The organism is Olsenella uli (assembly GCF_901212655.1).
Taxonomy (GTDB): domain Bacteria; phylum Actinomycetota; class Coriobacteriia; order Coriobacteriales; family Atopobiaceae; genus Parolsenella; species Parolsenella uli_A.
The window spans coordinates 192,288-203,229 of record NZ_CAAKON010000021.1 but is presented as its reverse complement, the minus strand read 5'-3'; the positions used below and the strand labels follow the sequence as shown (position 1 = coordinate 203,229).

The 10,942-nt window shown below is 67.5% G+C and carries 12 protein-coding genes and 1 riboswitch (1 of these 13 running past the window's edge); of the genes, 8 read left to right on the top strand and 4 right to left on the bottom strand.

The features are described 5' to 3' along the window. The 3 genes from EFAMC2_RS04575 to EFAMC2_RS04565 form a co-directional block, all read left to right on the top strand. Positions 1-633 carry the 3' portion of an amino acid ABC transporter ATP-binding protein gene (locus EFAMC2_RS04575; protein WP_315985352.1) on the top strand. The gene continues 144 nt to the left of window position 1, outside the view, so the window shows 633 of its 777 coding nt (coding positions 145-777); the start codon falls outside the window, past its left edge; its stop codon occupies positions 631-633. A gap of 132 nt (positions 634-765) precedes the next feature. Continuing rightward, on the top strand, positions 766-1,524 hold the full coding sequence (locus EFAMC2_RS04570) for a gamma-glutamyl-gamma-aminobutyrate hydrolase family protein (protein ID WP_154027517.1): 759 nt from the start codon (positions 766-768) through the stop codon (positions 1,522-1,524). Between the two features lie 204 nt (positions 1,525-1,728). Next, positions 1,729-2,664: a type I phosphomannose isomerase catalytic subunit gene (locus tag EFAMC2_RS04565; protein ID WP_154027515.1), complete on the top strand. Its 936-nt coding sequence runs from the start codon at positions 1,729-1,731 to the stop codon at positions 2,662-2,664. Between the two features lie 216 nt (positions 2,665-2,880). Here EFAMC2_RS04565 and thiE read toward each other — a convergent pair whose 3' ends face one another. The 3 genes from thiE to thiS are packed head-to-tail and all read right to left on the bottom strand — an operon-like array spanning position 2,881 to position 5,825. Beyond that, the gene (gene thiE, locus EFAMC2_RS04560) at positions 2,881-3,534 is read right to left on the bottom strand and encodes a thiamine phosphate synthase (RefSeq protein ID WP_154027513.1); all 654 of its coding nucleotides are present in this window, start codon (positions 3,532-3,534) and stop codon (positions 2,881-2,883) included. 45 nt (positions 3,535-3,579) lie between these two features. Continuing rightward, positions 3,580-4,824 (bottom strand): 2-iminoacetate synthase ThiH, encoded by a 1,245-nt coding sequence (thiH, locus tag EFAMC2_RS04555; RefSeq protein WP_222838521.1) that lies wholly within the window; start codon positions 4,822-4,824, stop codon positions 3,580-3,582. Positions 4,825-4,829: 5 nt separating this feature from the next. Beyond that, the gene (thiS, locus tag EFAMC2_RS04550; protein ID WP_154027511.1) at positions 4,830-5,825 is read right to left on the bottom strand and encodes a sulfur carrier protein ThiS; all 996 of its coding nucleotides are present in this window, start codon (positions 5,823-5,825) and stop codon (positions 4,830-4,832) included. An 84-nt stretch (positions 5,826-5,909) separates the two neighbouring features. Continuing rightward, positions 5,910-6,012, bottom strand: a riboswitch (TPP riboswitch). Positions 6,013-6,404: 392 nt separating this feature from the next. On the opposite strand from thiS, the gene EFAMC2_RS04545 reads away from it, so the two are divergent. From EFAMC2_RS04545 to EFAMC2_RS04525, 5 genes are read left to right on the top strand one after another with little or no spacing between them, the layout of a single operon-like run. After that, positions 6,405-6,719 (top strand): hypothetical protein, encoded by a 315-nt coding sequence (locus tag EFAMC2_RS04545; RefSeq protein ID WP_222838520.1) that lies wholly within the window; start codon positions 6,405-6,407, stop codon positions 6,717-6,719. A gap of 21 nt (positions 6,720-6,740) precedes the next feature. Continuing rightward, the gene (selD, locus tag EFAMC2_RS04540) at positions 6,741-7,778 is read left to right on the top strand and encodes a selenide, water dikinase SelD (protein ID WP_154027509.1); all 1,038 of its coding nucleotides are present in this window, start codon (positions 6,741-6,743) and stop codon (positions 7,776-7,778) included. A gap of 36 nt (positions 7,779-7,814) precedes the next feature. Next, entirely contained in the window at positions 7,815-8,441 is a 627-nt protein-coding gene (gene yedF, locus EFAMC2_RS04535) for a sulfurtransferase-like selenium metabolism protein YedF (protein ID WP_154027507.1), read from the top strand. 60 nt (positions 8,442-8,501) lie between these two features. Continuing rightward, on the top strand, positions 8,502-8,756 hold the full coding sequence (locus tag EFAMC2_RS04530) for a DUF3343 domain-containing protein (RefSeq protein ID WP_154027505.1): 255 nt from the start codon (positions 8,502-8,504) through the stop codon (positions 8,754-8,756). 7 nt (positions 8,757-8,763) lie between these two features. Further along, positions 8,764-9,912, top strand: a complete 1,149-nt coding sequence (locus EFAMC2_RS04525) for an aminotransferase class V-fold PLP-dependent enzyme (RefSeq protein ID WP_154027503.1) — start codon at positions 8,764-8,766, stop codon at positions 9,910-9,912. A 22-nt stretch (positions 9,913-9,934) separates the two neighbouring features. Here the strand turns inward: EFAMC2_RS04525 and EFAMC2_RS04520 are convergent, their stop codons facing one another. After that, the gene (locus EFAMC2_RS04520; RefSeq protein ID WP_154027501.1) at positions 9,935-10,828 is read right to left on the bottom strand and encodes an aldose 1-epimerase family protein; all 894 of its coding nucleotides are present in this window, start codon (positions 10,826-10,828) and stop codon (positions 9,935-9,937) included. Positions 10,829-10,942: the final 114 nt, after the last annotated feature.

The following is a 10,942-nucleotide window of genomic DNA, read 5'->3' as shown; positions in this document are numbered from 1 at the left end:
ATCGGCCCCTCCGGCTCGGGCAAGTCCACGCTCTGCCGTACCATCAACCGTCTCGAGGCCATCGACTCCGGCCAGATTCTCATCGAGGGCAAGCCGCTGCCGCAGGAGGGCAAGGAGCTTGCCTCGATGCGCGCCGAGCTGGGCATGGTGTTCCAGAGCTTCAACCTCTTCGCGCACATGACGATTCTGGAGAACGTCATGCTGGGGCCCGTCGAGGTGTTGGGCATGAGCAAGGATGAGGCCAAGAAGCGCGCGCTCGAGCTGCTCGGGCGCGTTGGCGTGGAGGCCCAGGCCGAGAAGGTGCCGGCGCAGCTCTCCGGCGGCCAGCAGCAGCGCGTGGCCATCGCCCGCTCGCTTGCCATGCATCCCAAGGCCATGCTCTTCGACGAGCCCACGAGTGCCCTTGACCCGGAGATGATCAACGAGGTCCTCGACGTCATGGTTGAGCTCGCGCGTGGCGGCATGACGATGGTGGTGGTGACGCACGAGATGAACTTCGCGCGCCGCGTCGCCAACCGCGTGGTGTTCATGGCCGACGGCCAGATCGTGGAGGAGGGCTCGCCGTACGAGTTCTTCGACCACCCCAAGACGGCGCGTGCCAAGGAGTTCCTCGACTCTATCAAGGGGCACTAGGCTAGAATCTCGTTCCGTGAGTACCGACGCGAGGCGCACGAGTGGCGCCTCGTTCCTTGCCGGCGTCGTATGCGCCGCCGCGCGGGGTGTAGGTGCCTTACCTGCCTGTTCACTCTCGACCGGAGGCATTTCATGTCCCATAGCACTGCCGCGCCCCACCGTCCGCTCATCGGCGTCTCGCCCCGCCTGCGCGTGCACCCCAGGTCCATCGAGGTGCCCGAGCAGCTGGCACCCGAGTGGGCCATCGCGAGCGTGTTCGACCAGGCCATCATCGCGGCGGGTGGCATCCCTGTCACCATGCCGCTCGCTGATGACGAGTCCGTCATTGACGAGATGGTCGAGCGCTTCGATGGCTTTGCCATTCCCGGCGGCAAGGACGTGGACCCGGCCTTGTGGGGCGTTGAGGGCTATGACGAGGGCCTGCTATGCCATGAGCGCGACGCCTTTGAGCTCGCCCTCATCAAGCGCGTGCTTGCGGCCGACAAGCCGCTCTTTGGCACCTGTCGCGGCGCCCAGGTGATGAATGTGGCCATGGGCGGCACCCTCTGCATGGACGTGCCGAGCCTGGGGGCTTGCGAGGGCATGGTGCAGTGGCGCCACACTGGCATCATTACGAGGCCTGGCCATCCGGTGGACGTGGAGCCGGGCACGCTGCTCTCCAAGTGCGTGGGCGGCCGCACACAGATTCAGGTGAACACGAGCCATCACTGCTGCGTGGACAAGCTGGGCGAGGGCGTGCGGCTCGTGGCCCATGCCACCGACGGCGTGCCCGAGGCCATCGAGGTGCCGGGCAAGCGCTTCGTCCTGGGCGTGCAGTGGCACCCGGAGTACACCTGGAGCTACCTCGACAGCGACATGGGCCTTTGGCGCGAATTCGTCGCCGCCTGCTAGGGGGGGCTTCCTGCGTCTGGTGGCCCGCACCGCTTTCGGCCGGCGGCTCGCCGGTGATGCTTCTGGTAGCTGTGGAACCAAACCGGTTTATACGACTGTTTGCTGTGCAACGGCTACACTGGGCGTTGGAAAAGGCCGGCGGCTGCGGTCGCCGGAGGCAGCGTGGGCCGCGGATCTCTCGCGGCCCAGACGAGAGGACATCCCATGGCTCAGGACCTCATCTTCACCAAGCCCATCTTCCATGACAAGATCTGGGGCGGTCGCAGGCTGGAGACCGCCTTTCACTACGACATTCCCGAGGGCAAGATTGGCGAGTGCTGGGCCATCAGCGCTCACCCGCACGGCGACTGCCAGATCGAGGAGGGCCCCTACGCCGGCTCCACGCTCTCCCAGCTGTGGGACGAGCACCATGAGCTCTTCGGCAATGCCAAGGGCGACCGCTTCCCGCTGCTGATCAAGATCCTCGACGCCGACGGAGACCTGTCCATCCAGGTTCACCCCGACGACGAGTACGCGCGCGTGCACGAGAACGGCAGCCTGGGCAAGAAGGAGTGCTGGTACGTGCTCGACTGCGACCCGGACGCCACCATCATCGTGGGCCAGAAGGCGAAGAGCCGCGAGGAGTTTGCCAAGCTGGTCGAGGCAGGTGATTGGGGAGACCTGCTGAACGAGGTGCCCATCCACAAGGGCGACTTCTTCCAGATCAACCCCGGCACGCTCCACGCCATCAAGGCCGGCACGCTTGTGTTGGAGACCCAGCAGTCCAGCGACGTGACCTACCGCGTCTACGACTACGACCGCAAGGGCGCCGACGGCAAGCCTCGCGAGCTGCACCTTGAGCAGAGCATGGACTGCATCGACTACACCATGAAGGCGCCCGAGAGCGGCGCCGTGACCGCACCTGAGGTCGACGGCGCCACACTGCTCAACTCCAACGACCGCTATACCGTGGAGCGCGTGCGCATCGAGGGCGGCAAAGTCCTTGCGCAAGACCACGACTTCATGTGTGTGAGCATCATCGAGGGCGAGGGCTCCGTGAATGGCCACGAGCTGCACAAGGGCTCGCACTTTGTGGCACCGGCCGAGAGTGGAGACCTCAAGTTCGAGGGCGACATGACCCTCATGTGCTCCTGGGCGTAACTTCGGTCCTGAAGGACGGCGGGCCGCACTCCTGCTTTTTGCGTTCGGGCAGCCCTGGGCTCGCACGGAGGCGACGTTTAGCCGCCTCCGGCTCGTGCGGAATCTCGCGCGCGACGCGACAGGCACGGCCCGCCTGCCAGCTCCTCGTAACGTCGGATGACCTAGATTTTGGCCCCGTCGCGCCTTTCATTTGAGGGCGCGACGGGGCCAAAAGCGTTAGCGCTGGCCTGCCGCAAGCTGTTCGCGGATGGCGGCTACCTTGGCGGGGATGTCCTCGGTACCGACGACGTCGGAAACGAGGCAGACGCAGCGGGCGCCGTGGGCCGCCACCTCGGCCACGTTGTGCTCCTTGACGCCGCCGATGGCCACGAAGGGAATCGTGAGGTGGGCGACGGCCCAGTCGAGGTATTCGAGGCCCACCGGCGCGCAGACATTGGCCTTCGTGTGCGTGGCAAAGAGCGGCCCCACGCCGGCGTAGTCCGCGCCGTCGGCCATGGCCGCCAGGCCTTGCTCGGGTGCGTGCGTGGACACGCCCACGATGCGGTCTCCTACAACATGGCGTACGGCGCCAACGGGCAGATCGTCCTGCCCCACGTGCACGCCGTCCGCGTCCACGGCCACGGCGAGTGCCGCGTCATCGTCCACGATGAGCAAAGCATTCGCCTCGGCCGTGATGCGCCGCAGCTCCAACGCGGTCTTCCAGCGCTCGCGCTCGGTCTGCTCGGTCTCGTTGGGACGCGGCTTGTCGCGGTACTGCACCACGCGAATGCCTGCTGCCATCATGGCTCGCACGTCGGCCACGGTGTCGTGCGAGCGGGAGAGCCAGCGGTCCGTGATGCCGTAGAACGTCGCAGGAGCGCAGCACCTCAAGTGCCTGGGTGCGCGGCATGCGGGAGCGAGCCATATCACCCCAGCTCACGACGCCCTCCTCGCCAGCGACTCCCAGTCCTTGTAGACCGGCTGGTAGCCGCGGGCGCTCACGGCGGCGGCAAACTCGTCGATCTCGCGCGGGTCGCTCGTCTCGAACTGCCCCTCGGTCTTGGCCGCATCTGCGTGCCCGCCCACCTCGGTGACGGAACCGGCGCTCATCTTCGTGACGCCCAAGCCGATGATGTTGCTCCTGAACTCCGGCGTCTCGCGCGTGGACACGGTGATGCCCAGGTGTGGCAGGCACAGCCTCAGCGCCACCATCGCCTGCACGATGGACGGGTCGTCGACGGGATGGTGGATGTGGAAGTTCACCTGCCCCGCGCACGGTCGTATGCGCGGCAGCGACACGGCCACGTCACAGCCCGGGTAGTTCTCGATGAGGTAGCGCGCGTGCATCATCGTGAAGAACGCGTCGTGGTGCCAGTCGTCCAGCCCAAGCAGGGCTCCGATGCCCACGGAGTGCATGCCGGCCCGCGCCGCGCGCTCGGGCGTGTCCAGGCGCCAGCGGTAGTCGTGCTTAGGGCCAATGGGGTGCAGGTCGGGGTAGATGTCCTCGTTGTACGTCTCTTGGAACATCGTGAACCCGTCAACGCCGGCGCGCCCCATCATGCGGTACTCGTCCTCGGTGAGCGAGTACACCTCCACGCAGATGGAGTCGATGGTCTCCTTGAGGATGCCCGCCGCCTCGGCGATGTAGGCGGGCGGCGTGGCGCGGCGGCTCTCGCCCGTGAGGATGATGATGTGGTGGAAGCCCTCGGCCGCTATGGCCTTGCCCTCGCGCGCGACCTCGTCTGGGCGAAGGATGGCGCGCGGCACCTTGTTGTCCTTGTTGAACCCGCAGTACACGCAGCCGTTGTCGCACACGTTGGCGAGGTAGAGGGGCGTGAACAGCGAGATGGTGCGGCCAAAGTTGCGTTCCGTGAGCGCGTGGGCCTCCCACGCCGTGGCCTCGAGCTGCTCCGGCGTGGCCGCGGCGGGGGAGATGAGCGTCAGGAAGTCAAGCGGGCCCTTGGCGCGCGCGGCACGGGAGCGCGCGACGTCTGCCGCCGTGCGGCTCGCGAGAAAGCCGTCGAAGTCGAAGCCCTTCCACTGCCGGTAGACGTCGTAGAAGCTCGTGGGCGCCGTGGATGAGGGGTCGTGCCAGGTGCCATCGGCCGCCTGCACGGGCGCCGTTGCCTGCCAGCGGGCCTCCATCTGGCGAAGCTGGTCTGCGTAGGTCTCGGATGCCACGGTGGCTACGCCTCCTTGCGAAGGAAGCCGGTGAGCGGGGAGCTTGCGCTTGCGTGCCCGCTCACGGCGCCGGGACCGGCAAGGTAGGCCTCTCGCCCGGCCTCGATGGCCTTCGCGAACGCGGCGGCCATGCGCACCGGGTCCGCTGCCGTGGCAACGGCCGTGTTCACGAGCACCGCGGAGGCACCTGCCTCCATGCACTCGGCGGCCTCGCTGGGCTTGCCGATGCCGGCGTCCACCACGATGGGCACACCCTCCAGCTCGTCGATCATGATCTGCACGAGCTCGCGCGTGCGGAAGCCGCGGTTGGTGCCGATGGGCGCGCCCAGCGGCATGACGGCGGCCGCGCCCGCCTCTGCCATGCGGCGCGCGGCATAGGGGTCGGGCAGCATGTAGGGGAGCACGGTGAAGCCCTCGCGCACGAGTGCGTCGACGGCCTTGAGCGTCTCGTCGTTGTCGGGCAGGAGGTTGGCCGAGTCGCTCACCACCTCGATCTTCACCCAGTCGCCGCAGCCCGCAGCGCGGCCCAGGCGGGCGATGCGGATGGCCTCCTCGGCGTTGCGGGCGCCCGAGGTGTTGGGCATGAGGGTGCAGGACTTGGGAATCTGCTGGACGATGTTGCCCTGCGGGGCGCCAAAGTCCACGCGGCGCATGGCCACGGTCACCACGTCAACGCCGGCGGCCTTGACGCAGCACGGGATGAGGGCGTCGTTTCCAAACTTGCCGGTGCCGAGGAACATGCGGCTGCCCAGGCGCTTGCCGCCAATGACGAGGGCGTCGTCATTGGCGGCCGCGGCGCCCGAGCCGCCGCCCACGAAGTGCACCACCTCAACCTCGTCGCCCTCGGCAATCGCCGCGCCCGCGAACTCGGGCTCGCGCAGGATCGTACCGTTGAGCTCCACCACCACGGTCTTGGCGTCCACGCCCGCGTTTGCGAGCAGGCTCGCCACGGTGTGGACTCCCTCAAGCGAATGGTCCTTTCCGTTGAGCTTGACGTGCATCCGGTCTCCTCTCCGGACCCTCGGCGCTCTGCTTTGCCCCGAACGCAAAACGGGGGCACAGCCGCATGCGCAACCGTGCCCCCGCCTGAGGGTTTGCTTGCTTCCTACGACAGCGTGAACTGACAGGTTCAAAGGGTTGGGCGTCTGCCCTCTCAGCCCCCATGTGGGGACACCCCTGCAAAGCCTAGTGATGCACCAGACATGAGTGCCTGGCGCTTTTTTGTCAACGTGGGCACAAGCCACATCGTGTGACGATAGGACACCGAATCTCTCCTGTCCAGCTTCGATTCGTGTGTCGTCGCGCATACGCTCGCTTTGGCCTCTGGGTCCGACGATGGCGCCTGCTATGCGTTCGATCATGATTGGTTTCCCGTTGCGAGGCGGCTACCCGTTATCTGAGTGGCGAACAAGGGGCTGCCGTCTCTTTACCGTTTGCAGGTTGTTGTATGCCTCCGGGCATAACGAGTACCAAACAAAAAATAAGTATGTCAAACCAAATGCTATGGTTGATGAAATGCCCCTCGAGGTCGGAGTTGGTGGGCCGCGAGGACGTCGGCGCGGAGAGGCGAGGGAGAGACAATGGCCGAAAAGCTGGCGCCTGAGATAGGGGCTGGTAAGGGGTGCCTTCAGCGCATCTTCGAGAAGCTCTACGAGGAGCGCAGCGCTCAGGCGGCGGCTGGTGAGTCCACAGCTGACCCCAAGGCCGAAGGCGTGCACGAGGTGGCTACCGGCTACGGGCGTGTGGCGGAGCCGTGCTTTCTCACGGGCGGGCTCTGCGACAATGCCTATGTCGTGGAGCGGCTGTTCGCGGCGCTGGGATCGCAGGTTGCGACCTGTCCCGAGGCGCGCTATGCGGGTGCGTTCGGAGCGGCGCTCATGGCGTCGGAACTCTAGGGGGGCTAAGGGGATATGGACATGACGGGCGTGCGACTCACAGAGCTTGTCGAGGCGGCGGGATGCGCGGCCAAGCTGCCGCCAGAATCTCTCGCCAAGGTGCTCGCGGACCTGCCCAGGCTCGAGGACGAGCGGCTCGTCGTGGGCTTCGACGCCTCCGACGACGCCTGCGTCTACGACCTGGGTGACGGCCGCGGCCTCGTGGAGACCACGGACTTCTTCCCACCGATGGTGGACGACCCGTTCCTGTTCGGCCAGGTGGCCGCCGCCAACGCCCTTTCCGACGTCTGGGCCATGGGAGGTGCGCCTACGCTCGCGCTCAACCTGCTGTGCTTTCCCAATTGCCTCGGCATAGAGGTGGCGGGCGAGATCCTCGCCGGCGGCGCGGACAAGTGCCGGGAGGCGGGCTGCATCGTCGCGGGCGGCCATTCCATCAACGGCCACGAGCCCAAGTACGGCCTTGCCGTCACGGGCTTCGTCGAGCTCGATCGCCTGCTTGCCAGCGGTGGCGCGCACGTGGGTGACGCCCTCGTGCTCACCAAGGCCCTGGGCACGGGCATCCTCACCACGGCGCACAAGGCCGAGCTGCTCGACGATGCCGGCGTGAGGGTGGCGACCGACTCCATGACCACGCTCAACAAGGCGGCGGCCGAAGCCCTGCGCGACCTCGACGCCCACGCGGCAACGGACGTCACGGGCTTCTCGCTCATGGGGCACGGCTGCGAGATGGCCGAGGCGAGCGGTGTCACGCTCGAGGTGGACGCGACGGTCGTCCCCGTCATGGCGCGCGCCCGCGAGATGGCGCGGCTCGGTCTCATCCCGGCGGGCGCCTACCGCAACCGCGACTTCTTCGGCCCGCGCGTGAGCCTGGCACCCGGGCTGCCGCTCGACCTCGCCGATGTGCTGTTCGACCCGCAGACCTCGGGAGGCCTGCTCGTGGCCCTGTCCGAGGCGGATGCCGAGGCGTATGTGGCGAGGTTGCGCGACGCGGGCCATCCTGCCGCCCGCGTCGGCACGGTTCGCCCGCGTGGCACAGCATCTGTCATCGTGGGGTATTAGGCTGGGAGTACCGCATCCAACCGGAGGGAGCTTTCCATGTCCGAGAACAAGCTTGTCGTCGATGCGCGCGGCGATGCGTGCCCCATCCCCGTCGTGAAGACGCTCAAGGCCCTCGGCGCGCTCGAGGGCGCCGGCGAGGTCGAGACGATCGTCGACAACAAGATCGCCGTCGAGAACCTCACCCGCATGGGCGAGAACAAGGGGTGCACGGTCGCGGCGGACCAGACGGCCGAGAAGGAGTGGCACGTCACCGCGAGCACGGACAAGGCCGTCGGGGTTGCCGAGGGCGAGCCCGAGGCCGTCACCTGTGACGTGCCTGCCGGCCCGCGCCGGGTGGTCGTGCAGGTGGCCTCGGATGCCATGGGCATCGGCGACGACGAGCTGGGCCACAAGCTGCTCAAGGGCTTCATCTACTCGCTCACGCAGCTCGACCAGCTGCCCGCCACAATGCTCTTCTACAACAGCGGCGCCCGCGTGACCTGCGAGGGCTCTGCCTCGCTCGAGGACCTCAGAAACCTGGCCGACGTCGGCGTGGAGATCCTCACCTGCGGCACCTGCCTCGACCACTACGGCCTCACCGACAAGCTGGCCGTGGGCGAGGTCACCAACATCTACGTGATCGCCCAGAAGCTCACCGGTGCCTCTGTCGTCGTGAGGCCCTAGCGTGACAAGTAACCGTATCGTTTGTCACAGTTTCCAAGCGCGGCGGCGGGGAGACACGCCATGAGGCGCGAGCGGAGGCCGGCGCTCGTCATCACCTTTCCGACGACGAGCGCGGCCATGGCGTGCGAGGAGACCTGCTCCAAGCTCGGACTTCCCGGTCGCATGATTCCCGTCCCCGGCGAGATCTCTGCCGGCTGCGGGTTGGCGTGGAAGGTCTCGCCTGCCGATCGAGACGCGCTCTCATCCGGTCTCGAGGCAGACCACGTGCCGGTGGAGGCCATGACCGTCATCGACATGATCGAGTTCGTGAGGTAGGGACCCTATGATCTATCTGGACAACGCCGCCACCACGATGCGCAAGCCGCAGGAAGTCATCGACGCCGTCGTGGGGGCCATGGGGTCGTTGGGCAACGCGGGCAGGGGAGCGGGCGCCGGCGCCATGGGCGCGGCCCGCGTCGTCCACGGTTGTCGCGAGCTCGTGGCAGGACTCCTCGGATGTCCAGATCCCGACCACGTCGCCTTCGCGCCCAACTCGACGGCCGCTCTCAACACGGCCATCAACGGGTTCGTGCGTCCTGGCGACCGTGTCGTGACGACGGTGCTCGAGCACAACTCGGTCCTGCGCCCCCTCAATCGCCTGGCGGCCGAGCGGGGCGTCCGCGTGGAGCATGCGGGTTGCGACGAGCTCGGCAACCTCGACATGGATAGTCTCGCCCGCCTTCTCGAGCATGGCGCCCGCGCCGTGGTGGTGACGCACGCCTCTAACGTTACGGGCAACGTCGTGGACGTGGCGGCAGTGGCCCGCATAGCCCACGAGGCAGACGCCCTCTGCATCGTCGACGCCTCGCAGACTGCCGGTGCCATCCCCATCGACATGGGGGCCATGGGCCTGGACGTCGTGTGCTTCACGGGTCACAAGGGGCTCATGGGCCCCCAAGGCACGGGCGGTCTCGCCGTGGCAGCGGGGATCGACGTGCGCCCCTGGAACGTGGGTGGCACCGGCGTCCACAGCTTCGACCCCCTCCAGCCCGAGGAGTGGCCCACGAGGCTCGAGGCCGGCACGCTCAACGGGCACGGCATTGCGGGCCTTGCCGCCGGCATTGACTTCATCGGGCACGAGGGCGGGGTCGAGCGGGTCGGTTCCCGTGAGCTCGCCCTCGCACGGCGTCTCTACGAGGGCGTTCGCTCGCTTCCCGGCGTGCGCGTCTACGGGGACTGGCGCGAGGGTGTTCGGCGCACGGGTGTCGTCGCGCTTAACATAGGGGATCTCGGCTCCTCCGAGGTCTCGGACGCCCTCATGGACGGCTGGGGCATAGCAACGAGGCCGGGCGCACACTGCGCGCCGCTCATGCACGATGCCCTGGGGACGCGCAAACAGGGCATCGTGCGTCTGAGCACGGGTTTTTTCACTACAAAACAGGAGGTTGAGGCAGCCGTCTCGGCAATTCACGAGATTGCGCTCGCGTCGTGAGCCGAGGCAGCCGTCACCTCGCCTACAGCAGCGTCACACGGAACGTGCGCGTCACGGTCTCGCCGGGGGCGGCCGTCAGGCAGTTCTGCTTGTGTTCGAAGACGTCGTCCTCGTCGGTGCGCGTGGCCGTGCCGCACCAGGGCTCCAGGGCCACGAACGGCGCGGGGACGCCCTCTGCGTCGGGAGCCGCGCTCCACACGCCGATGTGGTCGAACTCGGCAAAGTCCACGCGCACGCCGTGGCCGGCGGGGCCCGCCATCGTGAGCGTGCCGCCCGGCACGCCCTCGAGCACTAGGGCGTCGCTGGCGAAGAGCTCGTGGGTGAGTGGCAGGCGGTCTGCGTCCTCAAGCAGCGTCACGGGCGATCCGTAGTCCAGAAGGCCGCCCTCGGCGATGACGGGGCTCGTGGCCGTCCAGGGGCGCTCGAACGCGAGCGCGTAGTCCTCGAACGCCTCGCCCTCGACAAGCGGCGCGTTGAAGGCAGGGTGGCCGCCCAGGCCAAACGGCATCGGCGCCTCACCTGTGTTCGTGACGGCGAAGGTCTGGGCGAGGGTTGCCTCGCCCTCGAGCGCATAGGTCATCTCGAGGCGGAAGCGGTAGGGGAACTTGGCGAGCGTCTCGTCTGTGCTGTCCAGCCGGAAGGTGACCGAGGCGCCGGTGTTCTCCACCGGCTCGTGGTCGTAGTCGCGCGCGAGGCCGTGGCGTCCCATGTGGCAGGTGCCCGCCGCGCATGTGGCGGTTTCCGCGCGCAGCGACCCCACCATTGGGAAGAGCACCGGGGCAGACTTGCCCCACCAGCGCGCGTCTGCCTGCCACAGGTACTCGCGCCCGTTAAGCGCAAGGCTCCTGAGCTGGGCCCCGTGGGGGTCTATCGCTGCGGTGAGCTTGCCGGCCTTGATGGCCTGTACGTCTGCCATGGCTACTCCTTCGTGTGAGAACGTCACCTGGCAACGATTCTAGTCGCTGCCTTGCCGTGGCCCTGCGGGTAACGTTTACGTGTCGTCGCGCGACACTTTGGCCCTTTGGCCGGA

Bases quoted from the DNA above. Each gene is read 5' to 3' on its own strand.
- EFAMC2_RS04570 (WP_154027517.1), top strand. From the start codon at position 766: ATGTCCCATAGCACTGCCGCGCCCCACCGTCCGCTCATCGGCGTCTCG.
- EFAMC2_RS04565 (WP_154027515.1), top strand. From the start codon at position 1,729: ATGGCTCAGGACCTCATCTTCACCAAGCCCATCTTCCATGACAAGATC.
- thiS (WP_154027511.1), bottom strand. From the start codon at position 5,825: ATGCACGTCAAGCTCAACGGAAAGGACCATTCGCTTGAGGGAGTCCAC.
- EFAMC2_RS04545 (WP_222838520.1), top strand. From the start codon at position 6,405: ATGGCCGAAAAGCTGGCGCCTGAGATAGGGGCTGGTAAGGGGTGCCTT.
- selD (WP_154027509.1), top strand. From the start codon at position 6,741: ATGACGGGCGTGCGACTCACAGAGCTTGTCGAGGCGGCGGGATGCGCG.
- yedF (WP_154027507.1), top strand. From the start codon at position 7,815: ATGTCCGAGAACAAGCTTGTCGTCGATGCGCGCGGCGATGCGTGCCCC.
- EFAMC2_RS04530 (WP_154027505.1), top strand. From the start codon at position 8,502: ATGAGGCGCGAGCGGAGGCCGGCGCTCGTCATCACCTTTCCGACGACG.
- EFAMC2_RS04525 (WP_154027503.1), top strand. From the start codon at position 8,764: ATGATCTATCTGGACAACGCCGCCACCACGATGCGCAAGCCGCAGGAA.
- EFAMC2_RS04520 (WP_154027501.1), bottom strand. From the start codon at position 10,828: ATGGCAGACGTACAGGCCATCAAGGCCGGCAAGCTCACCGCAGCGATA.